This is a genomic window from Candidatus Firestonebacteria bacterium RIFOXYD2_FULL_39_29, from assembly GCA_001778375.1.
GTDB lineage: Bacteria > Oederibacteriota > D2-FULL-39-29 > D2-FULL-39-29 > D2-FULL-39-29 > D2-FULL-39-29.
Genome location: MFGV01000022.1, coordinates 58,880 through 79,834, shown reverse-complemented (window position 1 = coordinate 79,834; position 20,955 = coordinate 58,880). Strand labels below are relative to the sequence as shown.

Genomic DNA, 20,955 nt, shown 5'->3' with positions numbered 1-20,955 from the left:
CACGGTAGTATCTTTTTGTCAAGTACTTACTTTCATATTTATTGACAAAACCGGTACTTTCGCTTATAATTAATCAGAGTATGTTTCCAAAGCTGCTTTATTTTGAAGTATATCTCTTTCCGAAAGGAAGACAAATAATATGAATAAGATCCCCTCTAATACCGAGTTATTAAGTCAAGTCAAAGAACAAGGAAGCCTCCCAAAATACTACAAAATACTCGCCGAAATGGCCCAGGATTTTATATTTGTTATTGATAATCACGGCACAGTTAAATATATAAATAGCTTTGGCGCAAAAATATTTAACGTGCCGCCCAAAAAGCTTGTTAATAAAAACATTAAAGACCTTTTCCCTGCAGGAGTTGTAGACCGGATGCTTGCCAATATTAATAAAGCTATTGCTTCAGGAAAGCTTCTTGTTTACGAAGGTCCTATCCAATATCCAAATTACACTCTCTGGCTGGACACGCAGTTAATCCCAATACGCGACTCCAGAAACCGGCTCAATTCCGTGATAGGCATTTCCCGGGATATTACGGAGAAAAAACTCTCGGAAAGCATTAATATAAAATACACTTCAAGCTTAAGCAACCTCATAGAGATACTCGGCCAGCTTTCCGGGGAAAAAGACCTGAAAAGTATCTGTGAAAAAGCCGTCCTCTTTGCAAAAAAACGCCTGGGTTTTGACCGGATGGAGATTTTCATTGCCGCGGAAGCCAAAAAAGACATCATCGCCTTTCACTGCGGTATAAACCATTGCAAAAAAGATTTCAGCGTTTTAAAAAAACCCTATGAAAATATTTACAAGATCTTAAACGGCAAAGCGTCGCTTATTGTTGATAATATAAAAAAAGGCGAATGGAGCATTGCTCTTCCTATTAGAAGCAAAATAGGAAAAAATATCGGCGTACTAAAAGTAACATCTAAATTTTCCGGCTCCGGACCGGATAACTACACCACCTCCCTCCTGCGCATGTACTCACTCGGGCTTTCTTATATCATGCAGAACATAAAGACTAACAGCGCGGTTAAACACTCCGAAGATCTTTTAAACAGAATCATGAATGCAGTGGATGAATCCATTCTCGTCCTCTCTCCCGAGTTAAAGATAATTTACGCCAACAACTTCTTCTTTGGGCTTATGAATAAATTGGGGCTCCCGCCGCTTAAAGTAGGCGATACTTTTCTAAAAGGTAATCCGGCCTATCAAAGGGCGTTTAGAAATGTCGAGCGCTTCTATAAAAAGATAATTAAGACAAGCAAACCTTATGATTCTATAGAGAGCACCGTGATCGGTAAAGGCAGTACCGGATACTATTCCGCCAAAAGAATCCCGATACTTAACGAAAAAAACAAAACCGAGCTCATTCTCAATGTCTCCAGAAATATTACCGAAGAAAAAATAGCCTTAATCAACCTGAAAGAGTCGGAAGCTTTCCTTGAGAATGTTTTTAACAGCATCCAGGACGGTATAAGTGTACTGGATAAAGACCTTAATATAGTCCGCACCAACAAAGTAATGGAGAAATGGTACAAAGACTCGATGCCTTTGGTAGGAAAAAAATGTTATCAGGCCTACTATGGAAATGAAAAAGCCTGCGCAATCTGCCCCACATTAAAAACATTAAGAACCGGCACTACCTGTAATGAGACAGTACCGCATGTGGACAGCAGTAAAAATATTATAGGATGGTTAGACCTTTATGCTTATCCTCTAAAGGATGCAAAGACAGGCAAGATAGAAGGCGTGATTGAATATGTAAAGGATATTACCAAGGACAAAGCATCAGAGAAAAACCTTTTAGAAAGTGAAGTAAAATATAAAGAATTGTGGAACAATGCGCCTGTAGCTTACCACACTTTAAATCCTGACGGTATAATAACCAGCGTAAATGAAACTGAATTAAAAATGCTTGGTTACGATAAAGAAGATATGATAGGCAAACCAATCTTTGATTTCATTGAGCCTTCTCAAAGAGAAGAAGCTCAACTTCGTTTTTTAAGAAAAATAGCGGGCAAAGAAACAGCCAAGTCAGGGAATAGGACCTATTTAAGAAGCGACGGCACAAAAATAGTTGTCTCCCTTGATGACGTTCTGGAATTTAACGAAAAACATGAAGTAATCACGGTCAGAACTACTATGGTAGATGTGACCAGGCAAAGACAGATAGAAGACGAGCTTAAAAACAGTTTTTCTAAACTTAAAAAAACTATGGATGATGCAATGCGCGTTATCACCCGCCTCGTAGAAATGAGAGATCCTTATACCGCAGGGCACCAGGTAAGAGTCGCCCAGCTTGCGTCTGCTATCGCCAAAGAGCTCGGGCTTAAAGAAGACTCCATTGAAAGAATCCGTATAGCGGGACTTTTGCACGATTTAGGAAAGATTAATGTGCCTATAGAAATACTAAGTAAACCCGGGAAAATATCTGAGTCCGAGTTCAACATCATAAAAATCCACCCGTCCATCGGGTATGAAATACTTAAAGAGATGGATTTCCCTTATCCAGTTGCGGAAACAATACTGCAGCATCATGAAAGAATTGACGGCAAGGGATATCCATACGGTCTGACCGGAAAAGATATTCTCCTCGAAGCAAAGATTATCATGGTCTCAGACGTCGTCGAAGCTATGTCCTCTCACAGACCGTACAGACCGTCAAAAGGAATGAAAGAAGCTCTCAGGGAGATAACAAAAAATAAAGGCAAGCTTTACGATGTTAAAGTCGCGAAAGCCTGCCTTAATGTTTTCAAACAAAAAAAATTCGTTTTTTCCGACAGATAAAAACCCGAAACAAAGATAATAACTAAGATCTAAATTCTAAGCACTAAACAAACTTAAAACCAAGCACTAAGAACAAAACTATAAATTCTAAACAAAATCATCGAACCTATATTATATATCTTCCTTTTTAGTGCTTAGTGCTTTGACCTTAGTTATTGTTTTTAATTTAGTGCTTAATTCTTAGTGATTTACTCGTTACTCTCTTCCCATTGTCTAGCACCTAGAACCTTTTCCTATCTTTTCATGGCAGGAGAAATAAAGACCCTGCTTCCTTTCAACTCTTTTCCTTTTATTTTTTTAAGTACTTCCCTGGCTTTTTCCGCAGGAACTTCAAAGAAAGAGAACCGGTCATGCAGGCTTACTCTAAAGATCTGTCCTCCAGGAATACTTCCTTCTTTTTCAATAAATTTTACAAAATCATTTACAGAAATACCGTTTTCCTTTCCCACGTTAATAAAAAGTCTTACTTTTCCAGGGGCAGCGCCGGTATTGTTCAGATCATCTTCATCCACATCTTCTTTTTCCTCTTTTCCTCCAAGCATCATTTTAAGCAATGCTGCAGCTACATCCATAGAAGCGTAGTCTTCACTTACTATTTTTTCCGCAAGATCAACAAAACGATCCAGTTTACCCTCATCTATGGTTTTCTTTATTCTTTCAATCAAAATATTTGACCTTATCGCTTCCAAATCTGTGGAGGAAGGAGTCTTAGCCCGCTTGATCGTAGTTTTTGCGTAACGCTGAATATCCCTGAGTTTATAGACCTCGTTGCCCACTACAAAAGTATAGGCTTTTCCTTCTTTTCCCGCTCGGCCGGTACGTCCTATTCTATGCACATACGCGTCTTCATCCTGGGGAATATCATAATTAAATACTGCTTCTATATCATCGACATCTAAACCTCTGGCTGCAACATCGGTCGCAACGAGTATTTCTATTGCGCCTCTCCTGAATTTTGCCATTACCCGGTCTCTTGAAGCTTGTTTCAAATCTCCATGAAGCCCTTCCACAGCATACCCTCTTGCCTGTAAAGCATCAACAATATCATCCACCTGTCGTTTAGTGTTACAGAACACAAGCGCCAGTTTAATATTATTAAAATCAATTAAATTAGAAAGCGAGTCCAGCTTTCCGCTCTCCCTGACATCCACATAATATTGCTCTATCTTGGGAACTGTGAGTGTTTCATGAGCGATCCTTATATGAACAGGATCCTTTTGAAATCTCTTGGTAAGTTCTAAAAATATCCTCGGCATAGTTGCGGAGAAGAACATCGTCTGCCTTTCCTTAGGAACCTTTTTTAATATCTCCTGGATATCATCGACAAAACCCATATCAAGCATCTTATCAGCCTCATCCAGCACCACCATCTTTACTTTGTCAAATTTAATGGAGCCCCTGTTAATATGATCTATAACTCTTCCGGGAGTTCCTATTACCACCTGTACCCCGCGCTGGAGCGCGCTCAATTGCCGGCCAATAGGCTGGCCCCCGTAAACAGGAAGAACAGAAATACCTTTTTTGTATTTTGAAAGCCGTTTAATTTCTTCCGCTACCTGAATAGCAAGTTCCCTTGTAGGGCAAAGAATCAAAGCTTGAATATCCCTTTTTCTTGCGTCTATTTTTTCCAGTATAGGTATTCCAAACGCCAGCGTTTTGCCGGTACCGGTCTGCGCCTGCCCGTTAACATCTTTACCTTCCAGGAGAGGAGGTATTGCAGAAGTTTGAATTCCGGTGGTTTCCTCGAATCCCATATCAGATATTGCCTTGAGCAAGTCATGTGATATCTTTAGTTCCGTAAATTTTAAATTTTCCATATTCTCCTTTTTCCATAGAGCGATTCCACAGATTGCAAAGCTTTAGGATTCCACTGATACAAACAGATGGGACAAACTACTAGATCATGTTTTGCGGAATCTTCAATTTAACTAATCTTATATTTACTATACAGGAAAAACACATAAAACTCAACCCAAATTAAAAGGGACTGCCGGTTTTGACAGCCCCTTTTAATTAAAACTTCATTGTTTAGAATTTCTAATTTAGTAATTATTTCTTTTTCTTTTCCACCCGGTATCTAATTATCGTCAGATATTTCTTTGTATCACCGGCCCCGAACATTCCGGGTCCTTTTATATATTCTTCTTCGTGTTCTCCTGCAATTTTACATCCGCTATCGGTAATGAATTTTTTAAGTTTTTCTATATTTGCCGTTTCTTCCGCATAGGGTCCGACATGAAGAATTTCTGCAACTTCTCCGTATTTCCAGGTCACAAGTTTAACATTGGAATCAGAACCCGGGGGTAGTTCTGTTACTGTTTCCGGCACCGGAACTCCGTACAGGCCGACCCATTCGCTTTTTTTATTTATATCTACTTCCGCCCATCTTGCTTTTGGCGCAATAGCCTTCATTTTGTCTATACCTTTAAGCCCATAGTACGTTTTGAAAAGAGCATTAAAAGCAGTCCTTGCAACTGTGTTCGGATCCCCCGTTCCCATATATTCCAGCATCTTCCGGTCGGAATACTCCGTCATTCTCGGCTCCACCAAAGAACCGTACTCTTTCATCAGCTTCCCGTAGTCATCCCCGAACCAAAAGAAAGCAATAACTCCTGCAACAATCAAAATCCCGATCACAATCAATACTTTTTTCATTTAACCCTCCCGGATTTTACATTGTATTATTTTATCAGGTTTCCGCCATATTTTCAAAATATTAAAGCAATTGAATATGCCCTATTAATACTATATAATACGTTTACTAAATTCAAAAAGCAGAGGTGATCAGATGATTTATGAAGTAGGAGCGGTAGCACTGCTGTTTTTATTTGTCGGTTTTGTTATCGGATGGACAGTAAGAGGAATGTCTTCAAGGAACGAAAAGAAGTAAAAGGAGATATCTATGCCAATAAAGGAGGTAAATAAAATGCCGGATTTTGATATAAAGAGTATTTTCAGGTGGGCAGGGTTAGGATTTATTGTAATAATAGCCCTGGTAATGTTTTTTGGCTGTTGGTACACGGTAGATGTCGGGGAGGTAGGAGTTGTTTTCAACGAAATCTCGGGAAAAACCAGGACTACACCGCAGGGCGCACATTTAAAAGCGCCGATGATTGAACATGTCTATCATTTTGACGTAAAAACACAGAGATTGGATATTAAAGCAGAAGGTATGTCAAAAGACCTTCAGCTTGTAGTTGTAGATGTAGTACTTAACTATCATCTGGAAAATAATAAAGTAAATGAACTTTTTACCAGAGTTGGCGTAGATTATGCCGCAAAAGTCATTGTCCCGGCAACGGCAGAAGTTGTAAAATCAGCAGTTGCTAATTTTCCGGTAGAAAATATAGTTATGGAACGGCAGAAACTAAGAGATCAAATAGATGCCGAACTGAAAAAGCGTCTGGTCTTTTATGATATCGTCATGGAATACACCAATATTGTGGACATAGACTTTGCCAAGGAGTTTAACGATATCGTTGAGAAAAAGCAGATAGAAGAACAGAAAATCAAAACAGCTCAATATCAGAAGATGCAGGCTAGAGAGTATAAAGAAAAAACTATTTTAGAAGCCGAAGGTGAAGCAAGGAAGCAGGAGCTCATGAAGACCAGTGTAACCAAGGATATCGTCTCATTAGAATGGATTAAGAAATGGGACGGCAAGCTGCCGCAAACCATGCTCGGCGACAAAACTATGATGATGATAAATCCCGACGGAAAGTAAAGTTATTTTTTCAAGAGGGACGGCCCTTTATTGGACTGTCCCTCTTTCTGTTTATATTTATTAATTATTTCCAATTTAACGGCTTTACCCGACTGCTTTATCCTGGCTTCTTTCTTTGAAGCACCGGATTTATCCTTACATCTTTTCTTGTATACTATTTCAACGGGAACCCTTCCTCTTGTATATTTTGCACCTTTTCCTTTATTGTGAGTTTCTATCCGTTTTTTTATATCATTGGTTATCCCGGTGTAAAATGTTCCATCAATGCATTTTAATATGTAGACATACCAGGATTTATTTTTCACTTTAACTCTCAAGGTTTTTCTCCATAACATAGTCATCCATGAAAAACCCGCCGCCTATGTCTGTACCCACCTCTTCCGTTTTAATAAAACCGGTCTTAAGATAAGCATTAATGGAGTTTAAATTATTTTTATTTACAGTAAGAGTAATTTTAATAAGCTTATTTTGTTTAGCTACATGTTCAACAAATTCCAAAGCCTGTCTGCCCAGCCCCTGCCCGCGATATTCTTTTTTAATATATAATTTACTCAAAAACAGCTCATTTCCCCGGGGGAAAATTGCCAGGTAGCCAAGCTCTGCCGCTACTTTGTCTAAAATAAGATAATACATATACCCGTCTTCTATTTGTTTCTTTATAGCATCAGCTGTCTGAAATTTAAAAAGCATGTAAAATATTTGCTCCATTGAAATTACCGGCGGATAATGTTCTATCCAGATCTCTTTTGCCAGCGCTTCTATTTTTTCAATAGAAGCCTCATCACCCGCTATCACAATATTGATTTCTTCCATTTTTTCTTTACTCCCGTACAAATTCCAGGTTAATAGCTTTCTTTTGATGTCTGCGTCCACCATGTATTGACAATTTCAGGAAGGCGATTTAAATCTATCACCGATATTTATTTTACTAATATGTAATGTTTTTCTATAATACCGCGGATCTTTCCTCCGCGTACAATAAATTGTCACTTGTCATTTGTCAATCGTAAATCCTCTTCTCACTCTTCCGTCGGACGGACTATGCAAAATATCTTTGAATAAGTATGCTCATCATACCCGCCGGGTTGCGCTTTATTCATTCCGGCGTAGTCTAAAACCTTTGCGATTTTTCTTCCCCTGTCAACCCACCTGATAAAGATACTGCTATGTTCGACATTGTTGAATTCAATGTTGATGTGCATCACCCAATCGCCCGCCTTAAGTTCACCCGGATTAGCATAGGGACCATTTTGACTTCCTTTGAAAACTACAACTCTTTTGTTCTCAGTATAACCCGCTTCATTATATACTGCATTTATAAAATCCCAACAGCTTCCAAGTATTACGCGTTTTTTTTCAAAAGCTATGAATTCACCTGCTTTTATTATCTTTTGTCCCGGATTCCCGGTGAAAACTTTGTTTTGCTCCCGGCTTGTACGGGTTTCATCACTGCGCGTACGACCGCCTCTGGAAATTGAGGCACAACCGGTCAAGTAAAATGCCAGAAACAATAAACCCGATAAAACACAATACCTTTTAAACATATCAATCCCTCTGGCAACTCTTTATCTGTGCCATCTCTTTACCCATCTCTACTTAATATCAGGCCGGAACCGGCCTTATTTCCAAAATCCTGTCTACTCTAAAAGTCCGTTCTTCCTCTCTGTTTTCACAATATGCAATGAGCCCCAAAAAGGTTTTTTCCCTGTAAACCATTTCTCCTGTTTTTTTTGGAAGAATAATTCTTTTTGATTTTTCATCGCTGTTTTTAAGGTAGATTATTTCAAGTCTTGTCTTGTTTTTTATCGCTTCTTTCAATATTTCGAGTTTTTTTATAAGAGGCATACTTTCTTCGGATATCTTATACTGATATTTGGTAGTAAACTCAATTACACGCCAGTCCATCAGAATATGATTTTTCTTTAGAGGCTTTTCAAGTATCAGACCGCCAAAAGAGGTACATCTGCTTAAAGCGACATACGCTTGCCCGTGAGCGAAAGTGCCTGAACCGAAGTCAACTCTAACCCTGTTAAAAGTCTTCCCCTGGCTCTTGTGTATCGTCACGGCCCAGGCAAGTTTCATCGGATACTGTGTAAAACTTCCTGTTATTTCGGACTCAAGCGCTTTTTTTTTATTATCATATTTGTAGTGAAAAATATCCCATGTGTTTGAGTTTACTTCCTCAATTGTTCCGTCAGAAAACTCAACAACGATACAATCTTCTGAACCATCCGTATTCTTATAAAAATCAACTATGGTCCCGAGTGTCCCGTTCACCCATCTTCCGGTCGGTTCATTGTTTAACATCATTATCTGAGCGCCCTTTTTAAGACGGAGAATACTGTCAGTCGGAAAATGCCCGCTTTCAATGTTACCCTCCGTTTCTGCTTCATATTCATGCTGTTTGCCTCTTAACTTTAAAAGCTGTTCTTCATTTATTTCAGTAGCTGCCTTATTAGTTGTCGTCAGATATATAAAGTATTTAGAACTTGATTTATCCTCAAATTTTGCCCCGTACCGCTGGTTTAATATTTTAATATCCTCTTCCCCTATGGTATTATTCCGGATCTTATTTAAAAGCCGGATAAAACCTTCTTCGGACTGCCGGTAAATCTTTTCAAACTCCATAAACACCATTTCCAGGTCCCGAAAGACTTCCGCTGAAAAAAAATAAGGGCTTTTATAAAGTGTTTTGAACATTTCTTTCTCTTTTGAGGTCACTACAGGCGGAAGCTGGTATAAATCCCCGATAAATATCATCTGTACGCCTCCAAAAGGTATTTTCTTGTCCTTTCCGTTTATCCGGAGAAATTTATCTATGCAATCCATAAGATCAGCCCTTACCATCGACACCTCATCAATGACAATAGCATCAATTATTTTGAAAAGTTCTCTATTTTTCTTTTTGGAGACTTTTACTTTTTCAAGTGTGATATCAGGCAGGAAGCCAAAAAATGAATGTATCGTTTCCCCGTTTACATTAAGCGCGGCAACCCCGGTAGGCGCGATAACTGCTATCTTTTTTTTCGTGTTTTGTTTGAAATATTGAAGGAAAGTCGACTTGCCGGTGCCCGCCTTCCCAGTAATAAAGACATGCTTCGAAGTTTCCTCGCAAGCAGTAAATGCCTTTACAAACCCTTCATTTAATTCGATTTCATTCATAAGGTTATTATATACCTTACAAATAAAAAGAGGTAGAGAAAAGAGAAGTCACCAAAAATAGTTACGGGTAACGAGTGGCGGGTTACGGGTTTTCACGTAGTGGCATAATGTATGCAAATTTATTCTGGTCAGCTATTTAAAGCGTAGTTTGGTTGCCGGGGGAGGAATCGAACCTCCATAGGCAGATTCAGAGTCTGCAGTCCTACCATTAGACGATCCGGCATCCTTAATTACTAAATTTTCAACTAAAATTTATGAAAGTTATTATAACACAGAGGATATTGCTTTTCCATCAGAAAAAACCGTTCCTATTTTGCAACAAAATTCTTTAACAGACGGTTTTCATTATTTTCGATATGCAACAAATAGAAACATTACTGTTATTGCCGCCGCAAGAATAAAGCCCGACATAAAACCTGCGGTAACGGAGAAGGCGGCAATAATACTTCCCGCAATTAACGGGCCTGTGGAATGGCCTATGTCCATTATTGAAGAAAGAGCGCCCATCGAAGCTCCAAGCTGTTCTTTCTTTGCCACATCCGCAACATAGGCGCTTGTAGCCACCGTTGAAAAAGACATGGCAAGACCAAAGAGTAAACTTACCCCAAGCACCGCGGTAAAAGAAGTTACAAACGGTAAAGCAGCAACCGCAAAGCCAAGTGTGAATAAACCGCAGGCAATCTGAGAACGTTTATCTATAGTATCTGCCAGTTTTCCAAACAAAGGTTTTGTAAGCGCTATAGAAAGTATTTGCAAAGAAAATATTAAACCGACAGTTTGAGGTTTGTATCCGATCGTTTTCAAATAGCCCGGAGCAAATGTCTCAAAAATACCGAAAGAAAAATATGTAGAAAGATCTACCAGGGCTGTAGCAAGTATTGCCTTATTTTTGATTATATATTTTAGACTTTCAAAAAACGCCGTCAGTCCGGGATTTTTTTTTACCGCAGTTTCACCGGTCTTAACCATAAAAGCACCTACTACCACAGGGATTGAGAATAAAAAAGCAATAAAATATACGGCACGATAACTAAAAAGCTCACCCTGCGAAGAAAAGAAAGCAATTATAGCACCGCCTGCAAGAGGAGCAAGAGTTCGGCCTATAAGAGTTGTCGAGGAATATACACCCAATTTTTCACCTTTATTCTTATCATACGCTTCAGCTATTATTGTAGAAGCAATAGGCCCAAGTATTGCCGTCGCCATTCCGTGAAAAAATCTTACAGGGATCAAATACCACGCATTGGTTACCAGAAGATACATTAACGGCGCCAATAAAAAAACAAACGCAGAGGCTCTAAGAAGAAATTTCTTTCCGAGCTTATCCGCCATTACTCCCACAGGAAAAGAAAACATTATACCCGCTAAAGGCGATATTGAAGAAATGAGTCCCAGCACTTGATCCCCCGAGCCAAGAGACTTTACCAGATAAGGTAAAACAGGATTTTTAGAAATTGTAGTAGTAAATATCCCGAAAAATCCCATTAAAGAGATATAAAATATAATACTTCCGGACTTTTCTTTTGTACTTTCCATATTCTCCCTTTTCCAAGACTTATAATATATATAGCAAAAATATTAAATTATTTATATGAAAATATTTAATTATATTTGCTTTTTTAAAATAAAAAGGGTATAATATTTTTTGAGTATTTTATTAAAATAGACTTTCTGGCCTGAGAGCATGCGGATTTTCTAGGTATTCTTAAAAAAGGAGTATTTTTGGTTAATCATATTTTACCGCAGTTAAACATCGGCGGTCTTATAGCAAAAGTTCCAATAATTCAAGGCGGTATGGGTGTGGCTATTTCTTTAAACGGCTTAGCATCCTCAGTTGCAAACGCCGGAGGTATTGGTGTATTGGCAACCCCCGGTATCGGACTAAATGAGCCGGATTTGAAGGAAGATTTCATCGGTTCAAATAACCGCGCGCTTGCCAAAGAAATAAAAAAATGCAGAGAAAAAACCAAGGGGTTGATTGGCGTTAATATTATGTACGCGCTCACTAATTACGCAGAGCTTTCAAAAACAGCTATAAAAGAAGGCGTGGATATTATATTCTCCGGAGCCGGGCTTCCCATGAACCTTCCTGAGTTTTTAGAAGGCGGTGCAAAAACGAAACTGGTACCTATTGTTTCTTCCGGAAGGGCAGCTAAAATACTTGCAAAACGCTGGATTGATAAATATAACTACGTCCCTGACGGATTTGTTGTAGAAGGACCTATGGCAGGCGGTCATGTCGGCTTTAAACTGGAAAACATTGATGACCCGGAATATACTCTGGAAAAACTTGTAGTAGAAGTCCTTAAAGTGGCTAAAGAAACAGAAAAAGCCACAGGCAAAAAAATACCCGTAATAGCAGGCGGTGGAATATTTACCGGAGCAGATATTAAGAAATTCCTTGATCTAGGCGCTTCCGGAGTCCAGATGGCTACCCGTTTTGTCGCCACCGACGAATGTGATGCCGATATGATATTTAAACAAGCCTATTTAGACTGCAAAGAAGAAGATATGGTTGTTATTAAGAGCCCTGTCGGAATGCCCGGCCGAGCCATTAAGAATAAATTTATAGAAGATTCGGAAAAAGGAAAGAAACAACCCTTTGAATGCCCCTTCCATTGCATAATCACCTGTGATGTAGTTAACGCCCCTTATTGTATTGCTTTAAGCCTTCTTAATGCTCAAAAAGGGGAAATGGACCACGGTTTTGCTTTTGCGGGAAAAAATGCTTATAGAGTTACAGAAATAGTTTCCGTCCAGAAACTTATTGATTCCCTTTCCGAAGAGTACAGTAAAGCCGTAGAGAAGCAATCCGAACCCAAGGTTTAAACTCTAAAAAACTTATTTTAGGTCTTATATTTTATATGGTCTGTATTCGTTTGCAGTTTTATACATCGCTAAAATATTTTTCAGGGGAGTATCCGGCTGAATATAGGTGTGTCCCGGACCCATAATATACCCGCCATCTTTACCAAGTATATCAATAAGTCTTTTTACTTCATCGGAAACTTTTTCCGAAGAATACGTTGAGAGAACTTTTTGAAGATCAACACCTCCGTAAAAACATATATCTTCACCAAAATCCCGTTTCAAACCCGCCGGCTCCATTCCTTCTGCAGTTATCTGTATTGGTTCAAGCATATCCACACCACAATCAATAATTTGCGGCAGGAAAGTTCTGACGCTCCCGCAAGTGTGAAGAAGAAATTTCTTATTGTGTTTATGAACTACACTTGTAAATTTTTTCAAATAAGGAGCTACAAACTCCTTGAAGGTTTCCGGGGAAAAAAGAGGCGCAAGCTGGGAACAGGTATCGTCAGCCATATAGACAATATCTATGCCCTCCCCGTGTTCTTCCAGCATCTTAGTAAGATAATACTCGCTTTTTTCAGAGATAGTTTTGATCAAATGATCGGCATATTCCTTTCTGGCGACCATATCGATCATAAGATCTTCCATTCCCCGTACCATGGAGGCTAAAAAATACGCACCCCAGGTAAAAGTACCTATTATAGCTCTGTCAGAATGCGCTTTTGCCTCCGGGACAAATTGTGAAAAGTCTAAAATATCATTATCCGGCCAGTTATGATTCTTTATATCAAAAAGTTCATCTTTACCCGCAAGCGGACTATGAAAGATCTCTTCATAGGTTCCGCCTGAATAAGCAGTTACCCTGGATTTAAAACCCCAAATACTTGTTTTTTCTATTTTTTCGGAATCAGAGGCAAGATAAATATAATTCCGGGGAAGAATCATCCAGGTATCAACATTCAGTTTGTCAAAAAGTGTTTCTTTTTCCTTGGTCTCAAAATGCTTAAAAAGCATCTGATATACTTCCTTCTCCGCATCAAATGTAATAGCGGTTCTATCTGCCAACTTATGATTAACCGCTCTTAGTACTCTTTCTTTTGAATTCATTGTTCCTCCGTTTGTCGTATCTCATCGTATTATATTGTATATAAAATAAAGGTGTTTTTCCATAAAGAAAAAGCCAATGAACCTCTCCGAGCTTACGCACGGAGTTTCGACGATAGGATCCGCCCAAGGCGGACCACGAGCTCATCCGCCTAAAAGATTGGCGGATCCGCTAAGGGCGAGATCTCGGCAGAAACTCTGACGGACAGGCTACTCGTGGTTTTCTTTGGCATAACGTCATAAAAACATGAATTTAGCTATAACAAATAATAACATTTCTACATATTTTCAAATTTAATAGTTTTGAACTTTTGTTAAAAATATGCTACTAATATATTAGACATGTAATATAATTTTGTTTTATAGGGGGAATTATGTTAAAAAAGGGTTTGTTCCTGGTGATAAGCGCAATATTGACGATCACTGTTTCTGTCCGGGCTGAAGGAAATACCGCAGAGAAGCAAAAACAGGCTTCGGAAAATAAAGGCACTATTACAATTGATATTCCAGAATCAAAAAAGAACGTCAGCCTTTCACCTGAAAAAATAACCCCGCCTGAGAAAAGCGAAACAATAATGAATATCCAGCCTACGGATCAAAAAACAATAACTAAAACTGTTGGAACGGACAACAAACAAGTACTTATTAAAGAACCAAAGCCAAACTTTGAAGGCAAGTATTATATTCCTGCAGAAGGAACCGCGGAATGGTACGCTGAGTCAGTAAAAGTCAATAATGAAGGTATAAAATGGGAGAGTTTTTACGACGATCTTGTTGTTCTCAGACCCGGAGATTCCTGGAATGATACTACAAAGACGCTGGATTTTCAATTCGGAACAACAATATCTGCTCTGGCCTTTTTAGGGTTCGCCCAAAATGGAGGATCTAAAACAGGAGACAGGATCAAAGGGTTCCTTGTATCTGCAGCAATTATGACCGGTTTAGAAGCTATCAATTCAACCCGTCCAAAACAACACTTTTGCGCAAAGAATTTAACTGCAGGAATTGCAGGTTCAATATTCGGAAGTTTTGTTTTGACCGTAGGATTCGGCTTCTAAAGAAGCTATTGACGATTTACGAATGACAATTGACAATTTAATGTAGTATTATTTAATTAATCAATCCCGACAGTGTAAGTAAATTCATATTTATTCTTCAACAACTTATATTTATCAAGAGTATCAGGCCCGCATGACATGGTTCCGAGCCCTCTATGAGCGTGGTCTATATGTACGATAGTCTCTTTTCTTGGTTTAAGATCAATGGTATGTGTCGCTTTAAAAAGGTCCCCGTCTGAAAAATGGCTCACATTAAACTCAAATGTCGGTTGCCCTGCAACAACCAAAACGTTCTTCTTTCCTGATAAGCTAAACCAGCGAGTATCTGTTTTATGCCCGTGCTCTTGAGGCATTATGTAAGGTACGTACTGTTCAGTAACAGTACCTGAATATATTCCCAGTTTTGCGGATGACTTTCTGTCACTGTAATTTTCCCAGGGGCCCCGGCCATTCCAAACAAGGTCTTCAAATCCTTCTTTAATCTTTAAAACCACCCCTGCCCTCGGAATATCGTTTATCCCCTTTCCAAGGATTATTTTATTTTTTATCTGCATTTTACCGGAACAAAATGTATATTCCTGTATATGCTTAAAATCAGTCCATTTTTTCCTGCCGCTGCCTGTATGCGTTATTACTACTGCCGCTTTGCCGTTTTTCCAAACAAGCTTAGCTCGTTTTAATCGAAGCTCAACAGAAGGCAAACCAAGTTCTTTCCATTTTTTCAAAACCGTATTTCTTTGAGGAACAAGTTTGATACCGTCGTTATCCACGGCGGCCCTCCATATGTTAAGTTTCGGACCTTCCGTAATGATATTTTCTTCTTTTCCAAAAAAAACCAGAAAACCTTTTTCAATATTAAATTTTGCTGTCAGCTCCCCGAAAACCACCGAAATCATTTTTTTTGTTTTTGCAATCCGGGGGTTAATTTTCTTGTTTCCGGATTTAACAACCTTGCTTTCAGGAAAGACGAGTTGTTCTGCAGCAACTTCAGCTCCGGCCGAAGCCCAATATTTATTTTCGACATGGGAAAATACAAAATTGATATATTTTTCTCCGCTTTTCCCTGTCAATTTTTCCGAATATTTCAGTTTAAATATCTTTGACTTACCCGGAGCAACTGTCAATTTCGGAAGGAAACCACCCATAATATACTTTCCGTCAATTATTAATTCCCATTTTCCGTTCAGCCGGGTTAAATCAGTAAAGAAATTTTTATTTGTAATTTTCACCAAACCGGAATGAAGATTAACCGCTTCCACTTTTACCGGTTGATAAATATATTTAACTTCATAAAGCCCCGGATGCGCAGTCCTGTCCGGCCAGACAACTCCGTCAGCTACAAAATTTGCATCATTAGGAAAATCACCAAAATCACCGCCGTAAGCCCAGTATTCTTTCCCGTCTTTTGTTTTTTTCTTAATACCGTGATCAAGCCATTCCCAGATATAACCACCCTGCAAACCCGGATACTTTTCTATAGCTTCCCAGTAATCGGCAAAGGAACCGTTGGAATTACCCATCGCGTGAGAAAACTCGCACATGATCAGGGGCCTATCCTCATTCTTACCCGGGGTTTTTGCCCACTTCACTATTTTTTCAATAGAAGGATACATAGGACATATAACATCCGTAGCAGATCTTCCTTTTGACCAATCCGCAGTAGCTCCTTCGTAGTGAATCGGCCTTGTGTTATCATAACCTCTTATCCAATTCGCCATTGCATCGTGATTCGGCCCATACCCGCTTTCATTACCGAGCGACCAGAATATTACTGAAGGATGATTTTTGTCCCGCTCAACCATATTTACGGCTCTTTCTAGAAACGCGGAAGTATATCTATTGTCCCTGCACAGTTCATGGTAAAACGCATGAGCTTCCAGATTAGCTTCATCAACAATATACAGTCCGTACTTGTCGCAAAGTTCAAGCCAGTAAGGATCATTCGGATAATGAGAGGTTCTAACCGCGTTAATATTAAAGTTTTTCATAACCTTAAGATCTTTTTCCATAACCTCTCTGCTTATATATTTTCCTTTCGTATCGTCATGATCATGCCTGTTGACACCCCGGATCATCACTCTTTTTCCGTTTATTAACAGATTTCTATTTTCAATCTTTATTTCTCTGAAACCAAATTTTGTGGAAACAATCTCTCTTTTACTGCCTTTTCCGTGAACAATAACGATAGAATACAGATAAGGCGCTTCAGCATTCCAAAGCACAGGGTTTTTAATATTCAGAAGATACTTTCTCTCGGTATTGACATAAGAGATTGCTTCAATATTACTTTTAACAACAATTTTCCCGGTGCTGTCAATTAACGAAATACTAACCGGTTTTTTAAAATGTTTTTCTCCGGGAAAACCAATTTTCACACAAACGTCTATTTCAGCCTTTTTATAATTATCTTTAAAAGTTGCTTTTACAAAGAGGTCCTGAATATGAGGGGTTGACGTGGAATAGATATACACTTCCCTTTGAATACCCGCCTGCCACCAGTGATCCTGGTCCTCAAGAAAAGTGGCATCGGACCATTTAACCACCACACATATAACTTCATTCTTTCCGCTCTTTAGAACCTTCGAAATATCAAATTCAGCGGGAGTCCTGGCATCCTTATTCATCCCAACAGCTTTTTTATTTACATAAACATATAACACTCCTTCACAGCCGCCAAAATGAATTACAGTACGTCTTTTCTTCCAATTTGAGGGTAAAGTAAATGTTGTACGGTAGATCCCGGTTGGATTGTCCTTTGGAACAGAAGGAGGAAGGTTTTTAAAGGGCATTTGAACATTAGTATAATGCGGCCGGCCAAAACCCTGCATAGTCCAGTTACCCGGAACTTCTATCTTTGACCATTTGCCGGAGTTCAGCCCGCTTTCAGTCGCTTCATACGGGTTCTTTTTTATTTTAAAATCCCATTTCCCGTTTAAAAACTTAATAAACGGTGATTTTGAACGGTCTGTACTCGCCGCATCCTTTTCATTTTTATAATAATAAAAAGTAGCCCTGGGCGGAAGCTTATTAATATTGGTAAGCTCCGGCATCTCCCAGGATTTCATTTCTCCAACCAGTATCATCGGCAAGGTATTTATTTTAATATTTATATTTCTCATCTGTTTTCCCCGTATTGTTCATCAACAAAACCAAACCTTAACATCCGGGTTCATTTTATACGGAAGATATCATTAACCAGGCACGCCCAGCACCGAGGGTCAACTTTTATTGGTTATCTGGGAAAGAAGCTTTGTAACGGATTTTTTATATTTATTGCTTTTGTCTTTCAATATATATGCAATTTTATTTACATAAGGGTCGGTTTTATACTCCTTCTTTTTGCTTTCACTCTCAAACAACTCAGGCAAAGGTATTTCCAGAATCTCAGAGATCCTCACAAGCGTATCTATTGAAGGAACTGCCCTTCCTCTTTCAAGCTGAGAAAGGTAGCTCCAATCTCTCTCAACCTTTTCACCCAGTTCTTCAAGCGTCATTCCCAGATTATTCCGGGATACCCTTATTTTTTTCCCGATATCCCTATATAAATCACTTATATATTTTTTCATAGCCCAGTATAGGGGATATCCCCTCTCTTGTGTATTGACCATACACACACATATGCTATTGACTATAATACCAATTTGCGCTATACTTTGTATATAGCACTAAGCGTCGCATTAATAATTTAACCACATAGCGCAAAGGGGGCTCTATGACCGACAAAAAAGAAACTGCAATTTTGATTGTGGACGATGAAGAATGGATAAGGGATCTTCTTAAAGATATTCTGGAAACTAACGGATATCGCACCAAAACAGCAAAAAACGGAACAGACGCAATTAAAAAAATCAAGCAAGAATCATTTAATGTTGTAATATGCGATATAAACATGCCAAAACTCTCAGGTTTCGATGTTTTAAAACAAGTCAGGCTTATTGATTCTTCAATTAAAATAATAATGATGACTGCCAATGGGAATGAATACTATTACAACCAATGCATGTCTATGGGGGCATCCGGCTTTATCGGCAAACCTTTTGATATGCAGGAAATGCTTGCAGCCATAGAATATTCAACAGGCAAAAATAGCTTCACTGATTAATCAGGCGCAAGTGGTTTTCAAAACCGCCTGAACAATAAGCAATCTTTGATCCTTCAGAATGAACCTCTGCGGACTTACGTCCGGAGTTTCGGCGAATGGAATTCAATTTATCCCGCTTTATGATATATTTCCTATCGGGAAAAGTTTTGCTTATTATTCATGCCACATTTCCGCCTGAGGCGAGATCTCACCAGAGTTCCTGTCTGGTGGACATCCACGGAGTTACCTACGTGGTTTTCTGCGGCATACTCGCCATAAAACAAAATATCTTTTCTCGTTTTAATTTTTCCTTTTAAGTGCATTTTTTACGGCCAGGACAATATGTTTATCTTTCAGCCCGTACTTTTCCATCAGTTCCCCAGGTTCTCCCGATTCGCCAAAAGAGTCCTTCACTCCTATCATTTCCACCGGTACCGGGAATTCCAGAGATAACACCTCAGAAACGGCCGAACCAAGACCGCCTATTATCTGATGTTCTTCAGCCGTAACCACTGCTTTTGTCTTTTTAGCCCAGAAAACAACCGCCTCTTCATCAAGGGGTTTAATTGTATGCATATTCAGCACGGCTGCCTCTATTCCTTCTTTTTTTAATATTTCAGCCGCGGATAACGCTTCAGCAACCATTATCCCGCAGGCTATTATAACCGCGTCTTTACCTTCTTGCATAACATTTGCTTTTCCGATAATAAACGGATCATTTTCCTCCGTAATTATATTCGAAGGAGCTCTTCCCGTTCTCATATATGAAGGACCTTTATCCACAATAAGAGCTTTTACCGCTTTCTTAACTTCAACAGCATCGCAGGGACAAATTACTTTCATGTTTGGCAACACTCTCATAATTGCAAAATCCTCAAGGCATTGCGCGGTTGCCCCATCCGAACCGACTGTCACGCCGCCATGAGAAGCAACAAGCTTTACATTAAAATTATTATAGCAGACCGTCACCCTGATCTGATCATACGCTCTGTTTGTTAAAAACACAGCAAAAGAACAGACGAAAGGGATAAAACCTTCCCTGCTCATGCCCGCGGCAGTTCCGACAAGGTCTTGTTCGGCAATACCAAGATTGTAAAATCTTTTTGGCACAGCATTTTTAAAATTTATTGCTTTTGTGGAGTCTTCCAGATCACCGGATAATACAACTATCCTTTGATCTTTTATTCCTGTTTCAGCAAGAGCTTCACCGAACCCGTCTCTTATGGCTTTTTGGATCATAAAAGCTCCTTAAGCGCCGCAGCGAGTTCTTCCTTATTTGGGGCCTTACCGTGCCATTTTGAGTTCAACTCCATAAAGGAAACACCCTTTCCTTTAATTGTATTTGCCTTGATCACATATGGTTTATTTTTTACTTTTCCAAATCCCTCTAACGCAGTTGAAATCTCTTCCATATTATGGCCGTCTATTTCCATAACCTCACACCCGAAACTTTTCAACTTCCGGGTAAGGGGTTCCAGATTTTTTATTTCAGAAACAAGACCGTTTTGCTGAACTTTATTTGTATCAATTATGATACAAATATTATCCAGCTGATGATGCACGGCAGTCATCAGGGCTTCCCAAACCTGGCCTTCCTGCATTTCTCCGTCCCCGAGCATGCAATAAACTTTAAAAGGTAAATCTTTTAATTTACCCGCAAGAGCCATTCCGTTTGCAAAAGACAACCCCTGTCCCAGACTGCCTGTAGAAAGTTCAACACCGGGAACTCCTGTGTATACATGACCTTGAAGCAGAGCTCCTAGTTTTCTAAAGTTTTTTAACTCTTTCTTTTCGAAAAAACCTTTATTGGCAAGCACCACATAAAGAGCCGGACTTGCATGCCCTTTAGACATAATAAATCTGTCTCTTCCCTCTTTCAAAGGATCTTTTGGATCAACTTTTAATTTCCCAAAATACAGGCAGGTTAGAATATCGATCGCAGATAATGAACCGCCAGGATGACCTGCTCCCGCGCCGCTGATAGTTTCCAGTATTTCTCTTCTAAATTGCTTTGCCTTTGCCCTGAGCATATCAAGATCAGCCATTTTTACTCCCTTGTAATTAGGTTAATTATACCATTATTGCTTATTATATCAAGTATTTTCATCCTTCCTGTTTCAGCTTACAGGAGTTTCCCCATTATTTCGAGGCATAACGGATTTTTCGCAAGCGGAGTTTTCCTATTTTCTGTGACTTGTGAGCAACGTACAGAAATTTATAGAAATGTTCG

General features: G+C 39.1%; 18 protein-coding genes and 1 tRNA gene. 6 read left to right on the top strand and 13 right to left on the bottom strand.

From position 1 onward, the window contains the following. The first annotated feature begins 139 nt into the window (after positions 1–139). On the top strand, positions 140–2,785 hold the full coding sequence (locus A2536_02440; GenBank protein OGF47468.1) for a hypothetical protein: 2,646 nt from the start codon (positions 140–142) through the stop codon (positions 2,783–2,785). 233 nt (positions 2,786–3,018) lie between these two features. Here the strand turns inward: A2536_02440 and A2536_02435 are convergent, their stop codons facing one another. Next, positions 3,019–4,602 carry an ATP-dependent RNA helicase gene (locus tag A2536_02435; protein OGF47467.1) on the bottom strand — a complete coding sequence of 528 codons (1,584 nt, stop codon included), beginning with the start codon at positions 4,600–4,602 and terminating at the stop codon, positions 3,019–3,021. A gap of 232 nt (positions 4,603–4,834) precedes the next feature. After that, positions 4,835–5,353, bottom strand: a complete 519-nt coding sequence (locus A2536_02430) for a hypothetical protein (GenBank protein ID OGF47507.1) — start codon at positions 5,351–5,353, stop codon at positions 4,835–4,837. 334 nt (positions 5,354–5,687) lie between these two features. Here A2536_02430 and A2536_02425 point away from each other — a divergent pair, with 334 nt between their 5' ends. After that, the gene (locus A2536_02425; GenBank protein OGF47466.1) at positions 5,688–6,509 is read left to right on the top strand and encodes a hypothetical protein; all 822 of its coding nucleotides are present in this window, start codon (positions 5,688–5,690) and stop codon (positions 6,507–6,509) included. A gap of 2 nt (positions 6,510–6,511) precedes the next feature. Here the strand turns inward: A2536_02425 and A2536_02420 are convergent, their stop codons facing one another. The 6 genes from A2536_02420 to A2536_02395 form a co-directional block, all read right to left on the bottom strand. Continuing rightward, complete coding sequence (locus A2536_02420; GenBank protein OGF47465.1) at positions 6,512–6,844, bottom strand: hypothetical protein; 333 nt, start codon at positions 6,842–6,844, stop codon at positions 6,512–6,514. Beyond that, positions 6,816–7,322, bottom strand: a complete 507-nt coding sequence (locus tag A2536_02415; GenBank protein ID OGF47506.1) for a hypothetical protein — start codon at positions 7,320–7,322, stop codon at positions 6,816–6,818. The genes A2536_02420 and A2536_02415 overlap by 29 nt, the downstream gene beginning before the upstream one ends. 206 nt (positions 7,323–7,528) lie before the next feature. Continuing rightward, positions 7,529–8,053, bottom strand: a complete 525-nt coding sequence (locus A2536_02410) for a hypothetical protein (protein ID OGF47464.1) — start codon at positions 8,051–8,053, stop codon at positions 7,529–7,531. Positions 8,054–8,111: 58 nt separating this feature from the next. After that, positions 8,112–9,671: an AAA family ATPase gene (locus A2536_02405; protein OGF47463.1), complete on the bottom strand. Its 1,560-nt coding sequence runs from the start codon at positions 9,669–9,671 to the stop codon at positions 8,112–8,114. Between the two features lie 149 nt (positions 9,672–9,820). Continuing rightward, positions 9,821–9,894 (bottom strand) — tRNA-Gln (locus A2536_02400). 122 nt (positions 9,895–10,016) lie between these two features. Next, positions 10,017–11,207, bottom strand: a complete 1,191-nt coding sequence (locus A2536_02395; protein ID OGF47462.1) for an MFS transporter — start codon at positions 11,205–11,207, stop codon at positions 10,017–10,019. A 186-nt stretch (positions 11,208–11,393) separates the two neighbouring features. Between A2536_02395 and A2536_02390 the strand changes: the two genes are divergently transcribed. After that, entirely contained in the window at positions 11,394–12,500 is a 1,107-nt protein-coding gene (locus A2536_02390) for a 2-nitropropane dioxygenase (GenBank protein OGF47461.1), read from the top strand. A 24-nt stretch (positions 12,501–12,524) separates the two neighbouring features. Here A2536_02390 and A2536_02385 read toward each other — a convergent pair whose 3' ends face one another. Beyond that, positions 12,525–13,589, bottom strand: a complete 1,065-nt coding sequence (locus A2536_02385) for a hypothetical protein (GenBank protein OGF47460.1) — start codon at positions 13,587–13,589, stop codon at positions 12,525–12,527. 371 nt (positions 13,590–13,960) lie between these two features. On the opposite strand from A2536_02385, the gene A2536_02380 reads away from it, so the two are divergent. Next, the gene (locus A2536_02380) at positions 13,961–14,644 is read left to right on the top strand and encodes a hypothetical protein (GenBank protein ID OGF47459.1); all 684 of its coding nucleotides are present in this window, start codon (positions 13,961–13,963) and stop codon (positions 14,642–14,644) included. A 56-nt stretch (positions 14,645–14,700) separates the two neighbouring features. On the opposite strand, the gene A2536_02375 is transcribed toward A2536_02380, so the two are convergent. Continuing rightward, positions 14,701–17,694: a beta-galactosidase gene (locus tag A2536_02375; GenBank protein ID OGF47505.1), complete on the bottom strand. Its 2,994-nt coding sequence runs from the start codon at positions 17,692–17,694 to the stop codon at positions 14,701–14,703. Positions 17,695–17,862: 168 nt separating this feature from the next. Beyond that, positions 17,863–18,210 carry a hypothetical protein gene (locus A2536_02370; GenBank protein OGF47458.1) on the bottom strand — a complete coding sequence of 116 codons (348 nt, stop codon included), beginning with the start codon at positions 18,208–18,210 and terminating at the stop codon, positions 17,863–17,865. Between the two features lie 146 nt (positions 18,211–18,356). Between A2536_02370 and A2536_02365 the strand changes: the two genes are divergently transcribed. Both A2536_02365 and A2536_02360 read left to right on the top strand, forming a co-directional pair. Continuing rightward, positions 18,357–18,746 carry a hypothetical protein gene (locus A2536_02365; protein ID OGF47457.1) on the top strand — a complete coding sequence of 130 codons (390 nt, stop codon included), beginning with the start codon at positions 18,357–18,359 and terminating at the stop codon, positions 18,744–18,746. 95 nt (positions 18,747–18,841) lie between these two features. Further along, entirely contained in the window at positions 18,842–19,042 is a 201-nt protein-coding gene (locus A2536_02360; GenBank protein OGF47456.1) for a hypothetical protein, read from the top strand. Here A2536_02360 and A2536_02355 read toward each other — a convergent pair. After that, entirely contained in the window at positions 19,026–19,964 is a 939-nt protein-coding gene (locus A2536_02355; GenBank protein OGF47455.1) for a transketolase, read from the bottom strand. The two genes, A2536_02360 and A2536_02355, sit on opposite strands and share 17 nt — an antisense overlap. Continuing rightward, positions 19,961–20,770 carry a transketolase gene (locus A2536_02350; GenBank protein ID OGF47454.1) on the bottom strand — a complete coding sequence of 270 codons (810 nt, stop codon included), beginning with the start codon at positions 20,768–20,770 and terminating at the stop codon, positions 19,961–19,963. The genes A2536_02355 and A2536_02350 overlap by 4 nt, the downstream gene beginning before the upstream one ends. Between the last annotated feature and the right edge of the window lie 185 nt (positions 20,771–20,955).

Excerpts from the sequence above, each read along its gene's own strand:
- A2536_02410 (OGF47464.1), bottom strand. The coding sequence starts at position 8,053 with ATGTTTAAAAGGTATTGTGTTTTATCGGGTTTATTGTTTCTGGCATTT.
- A2536_02405 (OGF47463.1), bottom strand. The coding sequence starts at position 9,671 with ATGAATGAAATCGAATTAAATGAAGGGTTTGTAAAGGCATTTACTGCT.
- A2536_02435 (OGF47467.1), bottom strand. The coding sequence starts at position 4,602 with ATGGAAAATTTAAAATTTACGGAACTAAAGATATCACATGACTTGCTC.
- A2536_02395 (OGF47462.1), bottom strand. The coding sequence starts at position 11,207 with ATGGAAAGTACAAAAGAAAAGTCCGGAAGTATTATATTTTATATCTCT.
- A2536_02350 (OGF47454.1), bottom strand. The coding sequence starts at position 20,770 with ATGGCTGATCTTGATATGCTCAGGGCAAAGGCAAAGCAATTTAGAAGA.
- A2536_02365 (OGF47457.1), top strand. The coding sequence starts at position 18,357 with ATGACCGACAAAAAAGAAACTGCAATTTTGATTGTGGACGATGAAGAA.
- A2536_02355 (OGF47455.1), bottom strand. The coding sequence starts at position 19,964 with ATGATCCAAAAAGCCATAAGAGACGGGTTCGGTGAAGCTCTTGCTGAA.
- A2536_02425 (OGF47466.1), top strand. The coding sequence starts at position 5,688 with ATGCCAATAAAGGAGGTAAATAAAATGCCGGATTTTGATATAAAGAGT.
- A2536_02385 (OGF47460.1), bottom strand. The coding sequence starts at position 13,589 with ATGAATTCAAAAGAAAGAGTACTAAGAGCGGTTAATCATAAGTTGGCA.
- A2536_02360 (OGF47456.1), top strand. The coding sequence starts at position 18,842 with ATGGAATTCAATTTATCCCGCTTTATGATATATTTCCTATCGGGAAAA.
- A2536_02440 (OGF47468.1), top strand. The coding sequence starts at position 140 with ATGAATAAGATCCCCTCTAATACCGAGTTATTAAGTCAAGTCAAAGAA.
- A2536_02375 (OGF47505.1), bottom strand. The coding sequence starts at position 17,694 with ATGCCGGAGCTTACCAATATTAATAAGCTTCCGCCCAGGGCTACTTTT.
- A2536_02430 (OGF47507.1), bottom strand. The coding sequence starts at position 5,353 with ATGAAAGAGTACGGTTCTTTGGTGGAGCCGAGAATGACGGAGTATTCC.
- A2536_02370 (OGF47458.1), bottom strand. The coding sequence starts at position 18,210 with ATGAAAAAATATATAAGTGATTTATATAGGGATATCGGGAAAAAAATA.
- A2536_02380 (OGF47459.1), top strand. The coding sequence starts at position 13,961 with ATGTTAAAAAAGGGTTTGTTCCTGGTGATAAGCGCAATATTGACGATC.
- A2536_02420 (OGF47465.1), bottom strand. The coding sequence starts at position 6,844 with ATGTTATGGAGAAAAACCTTGAGAGTTAAAGTGAAAAATAAATCCTGG.
- A2536_02415 (OGF47506.1), bottom strand. The coding sequence starts at position 7,322 with ATGGAAGAAATCAATATTGTGATAGCGGGTGATGAGGCTTCTATTGAA.